This window comes from Paractinoplanes hotanensis, from assembly GCF_023717965.1.
Taxonomy (GTDB): domain Bacteria; phylum Actinomycetota; class Actinomycetes; order Mycobacteriales; family Micromonosporaceae; genus Actinoplanes; species Actinoplanes polyasparticus.
The window spans coordinates 1-14,387 of sequence record NZ_JAMQOL010000087.1 but is presented as its reverse complement, the minus strand read 5'-3'; the positions used below and the strand labels follow the sequence as shown (position 1 = coordinate 14,387).

Here is a 14,387-nt window from a genome sequence, read left to right as displayed (position 1 = left end):
GCGGGGACTTTTCCACATGCCCTGTGGACAACCGGCTCCCGCCCCGGCCGGAAAGTCGTAGGCTGCTTCCTCTTTCCCTTGGGCGGGCGGGGGAGGCGGTGGCACCCCGGCACGCGTACTCCGGCAGCACGGGGCCGCACCCATCGGGCGAGGGTGCGGCCCCGTGCGTACGTCCGGAGTCCCTACGGCTTGCAGTTGTGCGAGCGCTTCCAGGCTGCGACCTCGGCCACCGGGCTCTTCTTGCCGCCCTTGCGCCACGAGGCCAGGTAGGAATACGGCCACACGACCCCGCGGCGGACCTTCCAGTCGCCGACCTCGGCGCACGGCGGCGAGATGCCGTAGTGCAGGTGGCACACGTTGTTGGCGTTGCCCGTCCGGCCGACCTTGCCGAGTTGCTGGCCGGCCTTGACGCGTACGCCCTTGTTGACGCCCGCCTGCACCTTGCTCAGGTGCGAGCCGTAGTAGCGCACACCGTCGTCGCCGAGCAGCGAGACCGACAGGCCGCCGTTGTTGGGCCCGTCGGGCGCGCCCTTCACGTACTTGTCGGTGCGGCTGACCTCGAGCACGACCCCGCTCGTCGTGGCCACCACCGGCTGCCCGCAGTCGGCGAAGATGTCGGTCGCCTTGTATTTCGAGTGAGTGGTGTGCCAGTCGACGTTCGACGCCTTGACCGGGAAGGCGTACTTCACAACCTTGCGGACCGGACTGGGCGTCACCTTCACCGGTGGCCGGGTGCTCGCCAGGCCGCTCGCCGTCGAGGGCGCCGGTGAACTGGGCGTCACGGGCACCTGGGCAGCCGCCGGTGTCGTCGCGGCCGGACTCGTCGCGGGCGGCGGGTCGACGAACTGCGGCGTCGGGGCGGCGGAGTCACCCCCGCCAGTGCCGCCGCAACCGGCCAGGCAGACGGCCAGAACGGTCAAACCGGAGAGGGTACGGAGCAAAGGCACCGAGCCATCGTGGCAGAAGCAGGCGGCTCCCGCCGACCCGTGCTGGCTAGGCTGGCCGGTACGAGCACGCTCGGCTGAGGTGGAGGTGGGGCCGCGATGAACCGGCACGACGTCTGGCAGACGAGCGCGCCGCCGCCCATGCGCGCGCCCTCGGGGCTCTTCCCGGGGCCGTCCCGGCCGACCTACCGCGAGCCGCACCCGATCAGCGCCGGCCCGCTGCTGGCCGGCCTCGGCGCGGGCGTGGCCTGGCTCGCGCTGTTCGGCGCCCTGGGCCGTGACCTGGCCGGTTACACGTGGTGGACGCTGTTCGCCGCGGTCAGCGCGTGGGCTGTCGCCCTGGTCCTGACCGCGATCGGCGACCGGGCGGTGGCCGTCGGGGTCGCGCTGGCGAGCGGGTTCGGGCTGTCGATCGCGATGCTGTTCGTGGGCAGCCGCTGGATCACCGCCCAGGATTGGCCGCTGTGGTGATTGTCCGGTGATGACCGCCTTGTCGGCGACCCGATGTGCCGTACTCGTCGCAGTGCGCACTTGCTTCTGATTTAAAGAACACTGGGCCTTGACTTAAAGACTTGAAAAGGTTCAACCTCGGCTTCATGCCCCCCACATCCCCCCGGCTCGATCCCGATCGTCGCCGGCGCCGACTCGAGCTGCTGGCCGCGCTGTCCAGCGCGAAAACGGCGCGGGAGACCAGCCAGCCCCAACGGCTGCGCCGGGCGCGACTGCGCGAGCTCATCGCGATGCGCCGTCGCCTGGTCAACTGACTTCCTTCACCTGCCGAAGGCGTGGCGCGCCGCACCCGCCGTTTCTGCCGCTACCGTCACTCGCGAGCACATACGTCGTGGGGGGAAAGTTGTCGACATTCGCTGCCGCCGTGGGCCGGGGCAAGAACGGGTGGACGGCGTCCGAGGTGGACCTGAGTAGCCTGGCCGACATCGACGAGGTCGTCGACGCGATGCGGGACGTGGAACCGGACGCCGACGTCACCTTGCTCTTCGTCGAGAGCGACGATCTGTATCTGGCCATCCTGCGCCTGGACGAGGGGGAGGACCTGCGGGTCTTCGGCTCCGACTCGGCGTTCGCCGACGAGTCGCGGATCGGCGCGATGCTGCTGGGCGAGATCGAGGCGCCGGCGCTGGAGATCGACGAACTGACCGCGGGCGACGACGAGGACGACACCGATCGTCCCGCGGTCGACCCCGACGCGGATCCGGTCGGCGACGCCGAACTGCTCAACGACCTCGGCATCAACGCGCACCGGCTGCTCGGCCTGTGCGGTCAGGAAGGCACCATGCCGGCCGACGTCACCGCCGAGATCTGCGGGCGCATCGGCTGCGGCGACGAGATGGAAGAGCTGCGCGACGCGTGAGCCTGGTCGCCCTGCCGCGCCACGAGACCTGGATGCGACGGGCTCTCGAGGTAGCTGCTGCGGCCGGTGAGGACGTGCCGGTGGGGGCGGTGCTGCTCGATGCCGCCGGCCGAGAGCTGGCCGCGGCGGGCAATCAGCGCGAGGCGAGCGGCGACCCCACCGCGCACGCCGAGATCCTGGTGCTGCGCCGCGCCGCCGAACAGGCCGGCACCTGGCGCCTGGACGGTTGCACGCTGGTGGTGACGCTCGAGCCCTGCACGATGTGTGCGGGGGCGCTGGTGCTGGCCCGGGTGTCGACGCTCGTCTTCGGGGCCTGGGAGCCGAAGACCGGCGCGGTCGGGTCGCTGTGGGACGTCGTCCGGGACCGCCGGCTCAACCACCGGCCGGAGGTCTATGCCGGCGTGCTCGAGGACGAGTGCGCGGCGATCCTCCGCGATTTCTTCCGCTGACTGCGGCGTCAGGGCTTCTTTCCCGTACGGCGGGAAGCCTTGACGCCGCAGGCAGTGCTCACGGTCTTTCCCGTACGGCGGGAAGCCCTGACGCCGCAGGCAGTGCTCACGGTCTTTCCCGTACGGCGGGAAGCCCTGACGCCGCAGGCAGTGCTCACGGTTTCTCGTGCGGGGCGCCTGCTCAGGCGATGGCCGTCTCCAGGCCGATCCGGACCATGTCGCCGAAGCCCTGTTCGCGCTGGGCCGAGTCCATCTTCGCGCCGGTCTTGATGTGGTCGCTGACCGTGAGGATGGTCAGCGCCTTGGCGCCGTAGCGGGCGGCGATCGTGTAGATCGCGGCCGATTCCATCTCGACCGCCAGCACGCCGTAGTCGGCCAAGGCGTCATAGAGGTCGGGGCGGTCGGTGTAGAAGGCGTCGGCGGCCAGGATCGGGCCCACCCGCAGCGACGTGCCCTGCCGCTCGGCCACCTCGGCCGCGGTGCGCAGCAGGCTGAAGTCGGCCACCGGCGCGTAGTCGATCAGGCCGTCGAAGCGGGACCGGTTCATGTTCGAGTCGGTCGCCGAGCCGATCGCCGCGATCACGTCGCCCAGTTGCAGGTCGGGCGCGAGCGCGCCGCACGAGCCGATCCGGATGACCGACTTCACGCCGTACTCGTTGATCAACTCGTGGGTGTAGATCGAGGCCGACGGCATGCCCATCCCGGAGCCCTGCACGGACACCGGGACACCCTGGTAGGTGCCGGTGAAGCCGAGCATGCCGCGGACCTGGGTGTAGCACCTGGCGTCCTGCAGGAACGTCTCGGCGATCCACTTCGCCCGCATCGGGTCGCCCGGGAGCAGGACCCGCTCGGCGATGTCGCCCGGCTGTCCGCCGATGTGCACGCTCATCGTCCTGTGTCTCCTCGCTCGTTCGTACCGCTCATGCCCTCGATCCTGCCAGGTCGGACCTGGTCGGTCGGGGTGGGAGCGGCAAAGGGGAACCCGGCGTCGGGCGCTGATCGGGGTCCGGTAACGTACTTACCGGTGGTGTGTCCGAGCGGCCTAAGGAGCACGCCTCGAAAGCGTGTGAGGGTGCAAGCCCTCCAAGGGTTCAAATCCCTTCACCACCGCCAAGTGCCCGTCGGCTCCGTGTCTGTGGAGCCGACGGGTTTTTTCGTGTGACCCGGTCACCGTTGGTCATCGCCTGATCGGCGATCCTCATGATCAAATATCGGGAAGGTAACGCTACCGTTTCGGCGTCCGACGATCACGATCGCTGCCTGGTTCGATAACGGAAAGTAGCGGCAAGGGGACGGCTCAAAGACCTTCGCTGTAGCGCAAGTCACGCAGGCAAAAACCACCGGATCAGACAATGCGCTTTTAACCACCTGGTGAGAAACTTTCACAAGATAGCCCTGCGCCGATGGCTGTTAACTGTCCTAGATTTGACTCGTGAGAGTTGACAGTCACTGGTGGAATGGTGACGTCCGGCTTGCGCGCCGTGACGTCTACGTCCGCACCGACGGTAAGGCCTGGGAAGTGGAAGCTCAGATGGGCGGACCCGAAGGCAAGTCGAAGGTGCAACAGTGTCCAGGGCGGGCCTCGGCCATGATCCTGGCGGACGCGTGGCGTGGACCACGCTGGCAGTGGCGCAAGCTGTAATCGCGCCAGGAGCCCAGGCTGCGCCGCCAGCTCGTCTTCATCGGCCAGCCGACTTTCCTGTAGGGGTCAGATCCTTCCAGTGGATCTGACCCCTATTGCGTTCCCGTTCCCGGCCGGACCGTTTGTCCGGTGGCAATTGTTGACGCGGATCTAGCCTGAGCTGCCATCAACAGCGCCAGGAAGCGATTCCCATGCAGGCCACTGTCACCGATCACCGAAGCGACATCGCCGTTCTCCACCTGCGGGGCGAACTCGACTCGGATACCGCCGGCCAGCTCCATGCGACCATGGCGGACCTGCTGGAGCGGCCGGTCCCCCGCATCGTCGTAGACCTGACCGACCTCAAGTTCTGCGACTCGGTAGGACTCAGCACCTTCATCACCAGCAAACACGTCATCACTGCGCGTGGTGGCTGGCTCAGCTTCGCCGGTGCCAACCCGTTCCTCAGCCAGCTGATGGAGACGGTCGGCCTGAGCCGTTACTTCGCCATCTTCCCCGAGGTCGACGACGCCATCGCGGCCGCCCAGCTCTGACCACCGGTCGGCGTGGCCTGAGATCTATCGCCCCGCTTGTCTACGCGAGGGCTGGCCGTGCTGGCCGTGCTGGCCGTGCTGGCCGTGCTGGCCGTGCTGGTCGGATATCGGCCGGTGGAGCCTTGGTAGGTCTGAGCGCAGCCGTCGGCTGCCGCTCGGCAACCCGATCGTGACCACATAGACGAAGGGCCGGACCTCATGGTCCGGCCACTTTCGTGTTTACCCTGCTGGTGCTGGCGGAGGATACGAGATTCGAACTCGTGAGGGTGTGAACCCAACACGCTTTCCAAGTCTGCGCGTAGATGTTCGCTGGCGGTCGCCGAGCACCATGACCAGCGGGACATGAGGAATCTGGTGACCCGTGGACACCCCTGGACCGTACTGAACGAGACGGCAAACGAGACGGCTGCCCCGCGTGCCGAGAGGCATCCAGAAGGATCCTGCGCCTAGGTGAGGATGGTGGACTTGGTTGGCGAGGGTTCACTGAGGTAGCCGAGTTGGATCATTAACGCGCGCACAACTGCCTTGCCAAGTTCGACCGGAACGGCGTTGCCGAGTTGACGTTGCACGTCAGCGCGAGTTCCGGCGATCTTAAAGTCATCTGGAAAGGACATCAGGCGTAGCATTTCGGGTATGCGGAGGCGGCGGGCACGGTCGGTTCCAGAATCGGTTCGAACATTTTCCCAGTGAAACGGTCCCACCCAGGGGCCAGGCTGCGCTTGAAGGGTCGACGAAGGTCGGTCGGGGTCTAGACGCAGAAGAAAAGTCCAGTACCGACTTCGCCAGACGAAACGGTTACGTCCTCCGTAGCGGTCGGTGTGCCACAGATAGTTTTGGCCTGGAGGAACCTCAGCGGCCAGTTCCCCATACTCTCCGTCCACAATCTCGTCTGGAGAGATTGCCAGAGGGTCCGGAAGTCCGGTGAAGGCTTGTGCAGCCGTCACGTGAGGGATCTTAGAATGGTCAATCTTCGTATCGCGCTCACTCCATCCAGAGTGAGTGCTTTCGGGGAAGATGAACTCCTTCCCGTCTCGTCGTCCGACAACGAACACGCGACGCCGAAGTTGAGGAACGCCGTAATCGGCTGCGAGGAGAACGCGATACTGGGGATTGTATCCAAGTTCAGCCAAACTTCTAATGAGTCTGTCGAACTGTTCTTTGTGAGTTTTGTATGTCAAGCCTTGAACGTTCTCCAGTACAAACGCTTCGGGCATGGAATCCCTAACGACGCGTACGTACTCATCCAGGAGTGACGCATTTGGGTCACGACTCTCGCGCTTCTGTTCGAGCCAGAATCCGGACTTGCTGAACGGGGTACAGGGCGGTCCACCAACGACCAGGACAGGTTCCCCGCGCTTAAGGCCTGCGGTATCCAGCAATTGTTCGGTTGGAAGGTCTGTAATGTCGCCCGGGAGGGTCTTGGCGCTGTCGAAATTGGCTGCTAGCGTTTCGAGTGCCTGCTCGTTATGATCAGTAGCCACTGCGACGCGCAGTAGCCCGTTTCCTAAGTCTTCAGAGACGAGAGGCTCCGCATCACCGCGTTCGACGGCGATATCCAGCCCGCCAGCTCCGGAAAACAGGCTTACAACCGGAAGCTCCTCGCCCATAATTCACCTCTTGCTCTCGATGCACCCCGTAGGTCGTCCGTTGACCAGGCATCGCCGACCAGTATCGTCGAGTCTGGTTTGCTGGAGGACGCCGACATGCGGGTGTCCTGCGGTTCCATTTGCAACCCCCGTTGAGCGGAGGACGATGGAGCGAGAGCTGGTCGCCGGACGAAACTTCGGCGAAGTCTACAGGGTGACAAATCGTACAGACCTGCATGCATTCCTCATAACGGCCGCGGAGGCGTCCGGAGGGCGAGTGCTGTACGCCAGTGATCCTGGGCGTGCACCGGTCTACCTCGGTGTGCAGTTGGATTCCGATGAGCGCATGGGGATGCTCTTCTATCCTTTCCGTGTCACTAGGAACACGATACGTAAACGACCTGCCGATGAGGTGCGTGGTCAACTCCGTTATGGATCGGAGGAAACCTGGAAGCGCGTTCACCCGGTCGGACGGGATGTCGCAGGCGTGGATTCCACCATGATCGTCGGAATTGATATAGAGGACGGAATCTTTATCGGACTGGACGCTAACCTCTGGGATCCGCTCCCGATGGGTATCTCCTTCTATATAAAGGACGCCGATGTAGCGGAAGCCCAGCGATCCGGCTGGCACGTTTGGGAGAAGGCCAATAAGCCTGGCACGAAGAGGCAGCAGCCCCGCTCTCCGACCAGCCTTGAGACAATCGTGGCCTTTCGTCCTGAAAGGCTTCTCGACTATGCCAGACTTGAAAGGCGTGCCACCTCGTTGCGCCTCGATCCGCCTCTACGGTATTCGGCGGCGGTTGCTATGGCCAATCAGGTCGCTGTTGGGAAGATTCAGCAGCGGCACGTGCTGGAGGAACAATTCGCGCTCTCTAGTGAGCAAATCCTCAATATTATCAACGGCCGAAACAGGCTATCGGTAGCCGTTCGCGGCGGCGTCGCAGAGCATCATTTGGAACAGCTTCTTCGAAATGATCCGAGTGTCGATCGAGTTGATCGGCTCGACGTAGACGCAATGCATGACTTTGATGTAAAGATGGTCTCAGGCAAGACGTATAAGGTCGAGTGTAAGAACGCCAGCCCAAAGAGATATCAGGGCGGTGAGTATAAGGTGGAAGTGCAGAAGACCCGAGCCTCTAAAGGTGACCCCGCATCTCGCTTTTATGCGGTGGAAGCGTTCGACGTTGTTGCGGCTTGCCTGTTCTCGCCCACGGGGCAGTGGGATTTCGTGTTTGGCCGAACCTCAGATATGCAGAGGCATAAAGATTTTCCGGATCGCCTTGCTCCGGTTCAACCGATCACCTCGGCGTGGGTGGCTGATCTCAACAACATTGAGTGATTGTATTTCGTCATTGCTGGTCTGCACTTTCTGGATTTTAAAGTAATAGAATTCTAGATCTTCAAGAATGGCGGGGTGAATTTACGGCGGTTTGTTGGGGATGCTCGATGCACGCAATGTGGCGTGGGGTACGCTTCGATGCCTGCTTACAACTGGAGTGTTGATATGGCTACTGTCGAGCGGACCCTGGTTCTGCTGAAGCCTGATGCCGTTGCCCGTGGACTCATCGGTCGCGTTGTTCAGCGGTTCGAGGACGCCGGCTTGAAGGTTGTCGGAACGAAGATGGTGCAGATGGACGCTGAGTTGGCGAAGAAGCACTACTTCGACCTCGAAGAGCGGTTCGGTAAGGAGGTTTTCGACCTCACGGCGAACTTCATGCAGATGGGTCCGGTCATCGCTCTCGTGCTTGAGGGCGTCGACGCCGTTGCCAACGTGCGCCGGCTGGTTGGCGCTACCTTCCCGAACGAGTCGGCTCCGGGGACCATCCGCGGGGACTTTGCGCACGTCTCGAAGGCGTACTCGCAGTCGAACAAGATTGTTGCTGCGAACCTTGTGCACGCATCGGGTAAGCCGGACGAGGCCAAGTACGAGATCGACCTCTGGTTCGACAGCGCCGAGCTGTTCGACTACCAGACCGTGGCTGAGAAGTACACGTTCTGATGATCGAGGAGAGCGTCTTGTCTCGGCCGCCGATCGACGAGGTCATCGAGCAGTACCGGGCTGAGCTACCTTGGGGGGATCTGCGGGTAACTGCTGAGTACGCCTATGCGGTTGCCGTGCGGCTTCGTGAGGTTGGCCGGGCAGATGAGGCAGAGCATTACGCGCGGCAGTGTCTCCAGCTCATGGAGTCTCTGCCGGCGAACAGCCTCGACGACGTCGTATCTCAGCGACAGTCTGTCGGCGGGGTGCCGCTGCCGGACCACTTCCATGACGGTGTGGTCCGGTCCCGACTGGCTAACCTGCTCGGTCTGATCTAAATGCCGCTTCGGACGTCAGCGCAGGTTGGCGTCTAGGTGCTCCTGCACGGGGCCGAAGAACGGGTATGGGACGTACGTAGTGAGGGTGGCGCGGTCGGACCACGCCACCTCTGCTAGCTCTTCCTCGTCGGCCACGTACGCCGTGCCGTCCACGACTTCGCAGGCGGAGTAGAGCATGGTGCGGCCGGTGTTCGGGTGAACTCGCTCGCCTAGATCGGCAACCGCGCGCACGGTCAGGCCGGTTTCCTCCTTGGCCTCACGGACGGCCGCCTGGTCGCCGGATTCCCCCTGCTCGACTTCGCCGGCGGGGAACTGCCAAGAGAGCTGACCCTCCTTTGCCCGGCGGCGGACGAGCAAGACCTGGCCGTCCTGGACGATCACGGCCGCTGCGATGGCGGGGCGCTCGGTGTTTGTGGACTCGCTCATTGTTCCCCTCCCAGGACGCGCAGGATCGGCGCGTAAATGCGTTGCTTCGGGATGAATCGGGTGACTTCTGCCGTCGGCGCCCAGAGGGCGCTCGTGTTCTCGAAGACGTCGCGGTTCTCGACCTCGCCGGCGAGGTAGTCGCAGAGGAAGTAGGTCGCGCTCACGCCGGTCAGCGGATGGATGCGGCTGCCGAGCTCGGCGCGCACCGAGCAGTGGACGCCCGTCTCGGCGAGGGTTTCGCGGATCGCGATCGTCGCGGGGACTGCGCCCGGCTTGACGATGCCGGCCGGGAATTGCCAGGAGATACCGCTCGGGTCAGCGTCACGGCGGCAGACCAACAAGACCTTGGTGTCGTCCAGGACAACCGCGATCGCCACGGTCAAGGCGACGGCATTGCCGGCGGCCGCGACGGCTGCGTCATCGTCGGCCTTGAGTTGACGGGCGAATCGCAGCTTGGCCGGCTCGTCCGCGCGGCTGTATGCGGTATCGAGTGCTCGTTGGAGCTCAGGGCGAATGACAATCTCGGGCCGCTCCTCCACGACGCAATGGTTCGCTTGGCAACCCCGATGAGTGCGGCCATCTCGTCCTGCGACATTCGCAAGGCCGCTTGAAGCGCGATCGCGTGTCGACCGGTCCACTGGTCGATGACGGTGTGGCGGGCTGGCTGATTCATGAGGCAGCGCGCCCGGCCGCAGAGAGCGGACCCGTCCTCGCCGGTTGGCGAAGATGCGGCCTGACCTGCATCGATCAGTCGACCGCCGTGGCGATCGTGCCTGCCGGATAGATCTCTGTCTCTCCGCTTGCGCGGGTGATCGTGATCGCGGCCGTCGAGGTTGCCGTGTCGCCGGGCTTAAGTTCGACCCGCTCCGGCATTGCCGCGACGAACGTGCCGTGGCCGTGACGAATGTCGATCAAGCCCTCCGAGCGGAGGACCGCCATCGCGCGGCGCACGGTCTCTCGTGCCAGGCCGAACTCGTCGTGGAGATCTTTCTCGGACGGCATCCGCTGGCCCGGGTGTAACTCTCCGCTACGGATGCGGTCGCGAAGAATGCCGGCGAGCTGCCGGTAAGCAGCACCTTCGCGATCCGGCGTAATCACACCCTCACGCTAGGTGTAGACGAGTCGGCATTTGGTGGTGTATGCGTCTAGACGTCTGTATCGTTTTCGGCAAGCCCGTCACTTCGGCCCCATTGGACTCATCGGGCACTGGGGCCACCCGGAGAAGGAGTCATGGCAATGTCCGTCACGCGTCTTGCTCGGCCTCGGAATCGGTGTCCCCTGTATTGCACGATTGATCACCAACATCAGGGTGCTCAGCACTCTCACCTCATCGCCGAGGTGGACGTCGAGTGCGAACAGGCTCTTGTTGCTGTCAACCTGGTTCGGCCCGATGAAGAGGACGAGATCGCGCTGGCGATCGGCAAGGGCTGGGGTGAGCCGACCGTCGCCAACCTGACGGCGAGCGAGGCGCGAGAACTTCGGGACGCGCTCAACGTTGCCGTGGCGGTGCTCGACCGGCGTTGACCTGTTCAGTAGCGACGGAGCCCCGGTGGCCATGAAGGCCGCCGGGGCTTCTTCATCGGCATTGCATCGCAGATGCGTCAGGCGTGGGTGGTTGCCTCATCGGCAGCGCATGGCTTTCCGGGTTGACTGGGGCTCACCAGGAAAGCGGCGCTACTGAAAGGAGGTGAGGAACGATGTTCGGTCAGGATTCGACCGACCCGCGACGCGGTCGTGAGGCTTGCCAATCGCGAATCGAGGTGGGCCGCCAGGCCGGAGAGCGACCGAACATGCGATCTGCGGCCGGCGCCTGGCCGCGCGAGACGTAGGCCGCCCATGTGGCGCGGCTGATCGGCGCTCCCGCTGACCGCAAGAACGCCAGAACATCTTCCGTCGTCCACCAGTCCTCGGGCAGCTCACTGCTCGTCTCGGCCATCACGGCGAGGGTACGCGATTGCACTTGCAACTTTGCAAGTGCAAGACCGTGCATCACGAAAGCCAAATCCAAGTAACTCTGCCGACAGGCGCACGCTTGCTCGAATACAACGTGGCGTTGTACGGTCGCGCCGTGAACACAACTAGAAGTTGTATTCAGCTCGAATCGCCTTCGGTCGTCGTCGACCCGGAAGGATCCCTGTGTACCGCGACCTTCTCCCTGACGAGCCCACCCCGGCTCACCTCGCCGCAATCGAGCGCGAACAGCGCCTCCTCGAAGCCGAGATCGCCCTGGTCGACGCCGAGATCCGCTTCCTCACTGCGGAGCCTGCACCGACCCAGCTCGACTGGCGCCGGCTCCGTCGCGCTCAGAACCGCGTGCTCCGCGAGATGGTCACCCTCGTCGAGCGCTACCTCCGCTCGATCGACGAGGTGGCCTGATGCCCGGATTCATCGACCCTGTCGATCGGAGATCCGCATGAGCCTCGGAATCTTCTCCCTCGTCCTCATCGCCGTCCTGGTCATGCTCGCCATCGACCACAAGACGCGCGGCCGGATCGTCTTCGCTGCCGTGTGCGCTCTGATGCTCGGCCTCGTCATCGCCGGGAGCGACGGCGTGCTGGCGCAGCCTTCCCGGGCTCTGGTCGACGGCGTGCGGTCCGGGCTGACCGCCGTCGGGCAGTCACTGGGCGGCGACAAATGACGGACGCTCAGCTCAACCGGGTGCGGTGGGGCGTACGGGGAGCGCTCCTGCTCGGGGTCGCGACCTCGGTAGCGGCCAACATCCTGCACGCTCTGCCCAACCCGATCAGCCAGGCCATTGCCGCTTGGCCGCCGCTGGCCCTGCTCCTGACCGTCGAGCTGATCTCGCGCATTCCCGTGCATCGCCGGTCGCTGGCCGTCGTCCGGATCGCAGCTACGGCCTCGATCGCCGCGATCGCGGCGTGGGTTTCCTACTGGCACATGGCGGGTGTGGTCAGCCGCTATGGCGAGGTCGGGGCGGCGCCCTTCCTCATCCCTCTCTCTGTTGACGGTCTGGTCGTAGTCGCCTCGGTCTGCCTGGTCGAGCTGTCCGGCCGGATGCAGCGCGAGGTCAAGGAAGTGGACGTCCGGACGGCCGTGGAAGCGGTCACGGCGCCGGACATAACGGCGGACATCGAGGCGGACACGGCATCACTCAAAACCCGTACGCCGCGCAAGCGGGACACCGGCAAAGCGGTCGCAAGGCTCCGCGCCCGGCATCCCGATCTGCCTTCCCGAGAGATTGCCCGGCGGCTCGGCGTGACCGACCGCACCGTCCGGCGGCACCTGTCCGCCGCAGCCTGAACCAACGGAGATCCCATGCCTGACAACGCCGAACGTCGGCTCAACAAGATCTTGGATGCGCTCGGCGATAACGCCGAGGACATCGCCCACCTTCTGGAGTACGGCGGATGGCGCGGCCAGCCGCACGACGTGAACTCCTGCCCGGTCGCGCTCTACCTGCGCACGGTGGTGACCGACGTGACCGACGCGTCGGTCAGTTCCGAGCAAGCGAAGGTCCACACGGCCGACGGCTCGGACATCGCGGTCAATCTGAACCCGGCCGTGGCTGGCTTCGTCCTGGCCTTCGACCTGGGTGTCTATCCCGGTCTCGTCGCCACAGCCACCGACGACAACGGCGACGTGATCGACGAACTCGACCGATAGCTCTGCCCGGGGCGCGGCCAACCGGCCTGCAAACCATCAACCGCGCCCCGGCTCCCCGTTCGGCCCGCAGACCTCCCGGAGGAATGTCCATCATGACAACCCCGAACCCGGACAACGAGTTCGATTGGAAGGCCGCTGAGGCGGACGTGGTCGATCTCAGCACCCGCCGGCCCGCGAACTGGTCGGCCGATCTCGACGACGAACGAGACGAGATCGGTGACGCGCACGTGCCGGTTGATGTGCCCACCCCGCGGGCGCCCGCTACGCGCCGGCCGATCGTCCCGGCGTGGCTGCGGTCCAAGGCTGAGGCGATTGCTTTCGCTCGGTGGTTCATCGGCCATTACACGTACGTCTTCGCCTACCACCTCACACGGCTACCGCTGTACGTCGGACGGCTGCTCGTCCGGGCGCCGCGCGGCGTGGTCCGGTCCATCAGCGGGACGTCGCACTGGGTGTCCGATGCGGAGGGTCGGCCGGTCCGGCTGGCCGCGGTGCGGCGCGAGGACGCTGCCGACTATCTGCGACTCTCGCGACAGCGTGACGACCGCGTACGGCTGCGGACGGTCATCCTGCTTCTCTCGGCGATGTTCGGCCTCGTCAGCGGGACATTTCTGTTGACTGCGGCGCCCCGGGCGGTTCTGTACGCGTCCATTGCGGTGCTTGTTGGCGTCCTGGGTGTGGTCGGCTCGCCGGCCGACAAGCCGCTGTTGGACGTTGCAGCGGTCAAGCCGCGAGTGCGGAAGCTGACCGCTGACGTCCTGATGCGCGCCTTTCTCGCTGCCGGGCTGTGCAAGTCAGACGACCCGATCGTTTTCCCGGCGCCGATCATGCGTGATGGCCCTGGGTGGCGTGCGGTCATCGACCTTCCGTATGGCATCAAGGCCGACACGGCGATCAAGAAGCGGAACGACCTGGCCGCCGGCCTCGACCTCGACGAGGTGCAGGTCTGGCCAGAACGGGTGCGCGGTACGGCGGGCTCGGCACGGCGACTCGCGTTGTGGGTCGCGGACGAGGACCCGTACGCGAAGGAATCTGGTCTTTGGCCTTTGATTTCCAAGGGGCAGGTGGACGTGTTCGAGCCGTTCCCGTTCGGCGAGGACCAGCGCGGTCGGCTCGTGTGCCTGCAACTCATGTTCACGTCGCTGTTGGTCGGGGCCATTCCGAGGATGGGCAAGACCTTCGCGGCTAGGGTGCCGGCGCTTGCGTGCGCACTCGATCCGATCGTCGAGCTGCACATTTACGACGGGAAGGGCGGCCAGGACTGGCGCGCGTTCGAGCGCGTCGCGCATCGGGTCGGTTTCGGCGTACGCGATGAGGTCGTCCTGGCGCTGGTCGAAGATCTGCGCACCTTGGTCGCGGAGATGAACCGGCGGTACGACACGATCGCGACCTTGCCGCCGGACATCTGCCCCGAGTCGAAGGGCTCGCCGAGAAATAACACGTTGGTTGGATCTTTATCGGGCGGGGTTTAGGACCGTTTGGTGCCGGCCGCGAG

20 protein-coding genes and 1 tRNA gene are annotated in these 14,387 nt (G+C 64.9%); 15 read left to right on the top strand and 6 right to left on the bottom strand.

Going from position 1 to position 14,387, the window contains the following annotated elements; translation table 11 throughout:
• Window positions 1-182: 182 nt before the first annotated feature.
• Window positions 183-947 carry a M23 family metallopeptidase gene (locus tag LXN57_RS46015; protein ID WP_251804645.1) on the bottom strand — a complete coding sequence of 255 codons (765 nt, stop codon included), beginning with the start codon at window positions 945-947 and terminating at the stop codon, window positions 183-185.
• A gap of 96 nt (window positions 948-1,043) precedes the next feature.
• On the opposite strand from LXN57_RS46015, the gene LXN57_RS46010 reads away from it, so the two are divergent.
• The 4 genes from LXN57_RS46010 to tadA all read left to right on the top strand — a co-directional run bounded on the left by LXN57_RS46010 (window position 1,044) and on the right by tadA (window position 2,762).
• Window positions 1,044-1,415 carry a hypothetical protein gene (locus LXN57_RS46010; RefSeq protein ID WP_251804644.1) on the top strand — a complete coding sequence of 124 codons (372 nt, stop codon included), beginning with the start codon at window positions 1,044-1,046 and terminating at the stop codon, window positions 1,413-1,415.
• Window positions 1,416-1,540: 125 nt separating this feature from the next.
• Window positions 1,541-1,708, top strand: coding sequence for a hypothetical protein (locus LXN57_RS46005; RefSeq protein ID WP_221378174.1), 168 nt, complete (start codon window positions 1,541-1,543; stop codon window positions 1,706-1,708).
• A gap of 89 nt (window positions 1,709-1,797) precedes the next feature.
• Window positions 1,798-2,313 carry a tRNA adenosine deaminase-associated protein gene (locus LXN57_RS46000; protein WP_251804643.1) on the top strand — a complete coding sequence of 172 codons (516 nt, stop codon included), beginning with the start codon at window positions 1,798-1,800 and terminating at the stop codon, window positions 2,311-2,313.
• Window positions 2,310-2,762 carry a tRNA adenosine(34) deaminase TadA gene (gene tadA, locus LXN57_RS45995; protein ID WP_438872988.1) on the top strand — a complete coding sequence of 151 codons (453 nt, stop codon included), beginning with the start codon at window positions 2,310-2,312 and terminating at the stop codon, window positions 2,760-2,762. Before LXN57_RS46000 ends, tadA begins: the two co-directional genes overlap by 4 nt.
• Window positions 2,763-2,943: 181 nt before the next feature.
• Here the strand turns inward: tadA and deoD are convergent, their stop codons facing one another.
• Window positions 2,944-3,651, bottom strand: coding sequence for a purine-nucleoside phosphorylase (deoD, locus tag LXN57_RS45990; protein ID WP_251804642.1), 708 nt, complete (start codon window positions 3,649-3,651; stop codon window positions 2,944-2,946).
• 134 nt (window positions 3,652-3,785) lie between these two features.
• Between deoD and LXN57_RS45985 the strand changes: the two genes are divergently transcribed.
• Together LXN57_RS45985 and LXN57_RS45975 are read left to right on the top strand one after the other, a co-directional pair.
• Window positions 3,786-3,875 (top strand) — tRNA-Ser (locus tag LXN57_RS45985).
• 720 nt (window positions 3,876-4,595) lie between these two features.
• Window positions 4,596-4,937, top strand: coding sequence for an STAS domain-containing protein (locus tag LXN57_RS45975; protein ID WP_251804640.1), 342 nt, complete (start codon window positions 4,596-4,598; stop codon window positions 4,935-4,937).
• Between the two features lie 446 nt (window positions 4,938-5,383).
• Here the strand turns inward: LXN57_RS45975 and LXN57_RS45970 are convergent, their stop codons facing one another.
• Window positions 5,384-6,544: a DNA cytosine methyltransferase gene (locus tag LXN57_RS45970; protein ID WP_251804639.1), complete on the bottom strand. Its 1,161-nt coding sequence runs from the start codon at window positions 6,542-6,544 to the stop codon at window positions 5,384-5,386.
• Window positions 6,545-6,689: 145 nt separating this feature from the next.
• Here LXN57_RS45970 and LXN57_RS45965 point away from each other — a divergent pair, with 145 nt between their 5' ends.
• The 3 genes from LXN57_RS45965 to LXN57_RS45955 all read left to right on the top strand — a co-directional run bounded on the left by LXN57_RS45965 (window position 6,690) and on the right by LXN57_RS45955 (window position 8,842).
• Window positions 6,690-7,865: a hypothetical protein gene (locus LXN57_RS45965; protein ID WP_251804638.1), complete on the top strand. Its 1,176-nt coding sequence runs from the start codon at window positions 6,690-6,692 to the stop codon at window positions 7,863-7,865.
• A gap of 165 nt (window positions 7,866-8,030) precedes the next feature.
• Complete coding sequence (locus LXN57_RS45960; protein ID WP_251804637.1) at window positions 8,031-8,525, top strand: nucleoside-diphosphate kinase; 495 nt, start codon at window positions 8,031-8,033, stop codon at window positions 8,523-8,525.
• Entirely contained in the window at window positions 8,525-8,842 is a 318-nt protein-coding gene (locus tag LXN57_RS45955) for a hypothetical protein (RefSeq protein ID WP_251804636.1), read from the top strand. Before LXN57_RS45960 ends, LXN57_RS45955 begins: the two co-directional genes overlap by 1 nt.
• 15 nt (window positions 8,843-8,857) lie before the next feature.
• Here the strand turns inward: LXN57_RS45955 and LXN57_RS45950 are convergent, their stop codons facing one another.
• From LXN57_RS45950 to LXN57_RS45940, 3 genes are all read right to left on the bottom strand, one after another.
• Entirely contained in the window at window positions 8,858-9,268 is a 411-nt protein-coding gene (locus LXN57_RS45950) for an NUDIX hydrolase (protein ID WP_251804635.1), read from the bottom strand.
• Entirely contained in the window at window positions 9,265-9,807 is a 543-nt protein-coding gene (locus tag LXN57_RS45945) for an NUDIX hydrolase (protein ID WP_251804634.1), read from the bottom strand. The genes LXN57_RS45950 and LXN57_RS45945 overlap by 4 nt, the downstream gene beginning before the upstream one ends.
• Before the next feature lie 208 nt (window positions 9,808-10,015).
• Window positions 10,016-10,366, bottom strand: a complete 351-nt coding sequence (locus LXN57_RS45940) for a winged helix-turn-helix domain-containing protein (protein ID WP_251804633.1) — start codon at window positions 10,364-10,366, stop codon at window positions 10,016-10,018.
• A 138-nt stretch (window positions 10,367-10,504) separates the two neighbouring features.
• Here LXN57_RS45940 and LXN57_RS45935 point away from each other — a divergent pair, with 138 nt between their 5' ends.
• The 6 genes from LXN57_RS45935 to LXN57_RS45910 all read left to right on the top strand — a co-directional run bounded on the left by LXN57_RS45935 (window position 10,505) and on the right by LXN57_RS45910 (window position 14,364).
• Window positions 10,505-10,792 (top strand): hypothetical protein, encoded by a 288-nt coding sequence (locus tag LXN57_RS45935; RefSeq protein WP_251804632.1) that lies wholly within the window; start codon window positions 10,505-10,507, stop codon window positions 10,790-10,792.
• A gap of 612 nt (window positions 10,793-11,404) precedes the next feature.
• Complete coding sequence (locus LXN57_RS45930; RefSeq protein ID WP_251804631.1) at window positions 11,405-11,644, top strand: DUF6284 family protein; 240 nt, start codon at window positions 11,405-11,407, stop codon at window positions 11,642-11,644.
• A gap of 37 nt (window positions 11,645-11,681) precedes the next feature.
• The gene (locus LXN57_RS45925) at window positions 11,682-11,906 is read left to right on the top strand and encodes a hypothetical protein (protein ID WP_251804630.1); all 225 of its coding nucleotides are present in this window, start codon (window positions 11,682-11,684) and stop codon (window positions 11,904-11,906) included.
• A complete protein-coding gene (locus tag LXN57_RS45920; protein WP_251804629.1) occupies window positions 11,903-12,529 on the top strand; it encodes a DUF2637 domain-containing protein in 627 nt (208 codons plus the stop codon). Before LXN57_RS45925 ends, LXN57_RS45920 begins: the two co-directional genes overlap by 4 nt.
• Before the next feature lie 15 nt (window positions 12,530-12,544).
• On the top strand, window positions 12,545-12,892 hold the full coding sequence (locus LXN57_RS45915; protein WP_251804628.1) for a hypothetical protein: 348 nt from the start codon (window positions 12,545-12,547) through the stop codon (window positions 12,890-12,892).
• 452 nt (window positions 12,893-13,344) lie between these two features.
• A complete protein-coding gene (locus LXN57_RS45910; protein ID WP_251804627.1) occupies window positions 13,345-14,364 on the top strand; it encodes a hypothetical protein in 1,020 nt (339 codons plus the stop codon).
• The last annotated feature ends 23 nt before the right edge of the window (window positions 14,365-14,387 follow it).

What these genes read in the sequence shown, in the direction of transcription:
- LXN57_RS46010 (WP_251804644.1), top strand. Translation starts at nt 1,044, where the DNA reads ATGAACCGGCACGACGTCTGGCAGACGAGCGCGCCGCCGCCCATGCGC.
- LXN57_RS46005 (WP_221378174.1), top strand. Translation starts at nt 1,541, where the DNA reads ATGCCCCCCACATCCCCCCGGCTCGATCCCGATCGTCGCCGGCGCCGA.
- deoD (WP_251804642.1), bottom strand. Translation starts at nt 3,651, where the DNA reads ATGAGCGTGCACATCGGCGGACAGCCGGGCGACATCGCCGAGCGGGTC.
- LXN57_RS45975 (WP_251804640.1), top strand. Translation starts at nt 4,596, where the DNA reads ATGCAGGCCACTGTCACCGATCACCGAAGCGACATCGCCGTTCTCCAC.
- LXN57_RS45970 (WP_251804639.1), bottom strand. Translation starts at nt 6,544, where the DNA reads ATGGGCGAGGAGCTTCCGGTTGTAAGCCTGTTTTCCGGAGCTGGCGGG.
- LXN57_RS45965 (WP_251804638.1), top strand. Translation starts at nt 6,690, where the DNA reads ATGGAGCGAGAGCTGGTCGCCGGACGAAACTTCGGCGAAGTCTACAGG.
- LXN57_RS45960 (WP_251804637.1), top strand. Translation starts at nt 8,031, where the DNA reads ATGGCTACTGTCGAGCGGACCCTGGTTCTGCTGAAGCCTGATGCCGTT.
- LXN57_RS45955 (WP_251804636.1), top strand. Translation starts at nt 8,525, where the DNA reads ATGATCGAGGAGAGCGTCTTGTCTCGGCCGCCGATCGACGAGGTCATC.
- LXN57_RS45950 (WP_251804635.1), bottom strand. Translation starts at nt 9,268, where the DNA reads ATGAGCGAGTCCACAAACACCGAGCGCCCCGCCATCGCAGCGGCCGTG.
- LXN57_RS45935 (WP_251804632.1), top strand. Translation starts at nt 10,505, where the DNA reads ATGTCCGTCACGCGTCTTGCTCGGCCTCGGAATCGGTGTCCCCTGTAT.
- LXN57_RS45925 (WP_251804630.1), top strand. Translation starts at nt 11,682, where the DNA reads ATGAGCCTCGGAATCTTCTCCCTCGTCCTCATCGCCGTCCTGGTCATG.
- LXN57_RS45920 (WP_251804629.1), top strand. Translation starts at nt 11,903, where the DNA reads ATGACGGACGCTCAGCTCAACCGGGTGCGGTGGGGCGTACGGGGAGCG.
- LXN57_RS45915 (WP_251804628.1), top strand. Translation starts at nt 12,545, where the DNA reads ATGCCTGACAACGCCGAACGTCGGCTCAACAAGATCTTGGATGCGCTC.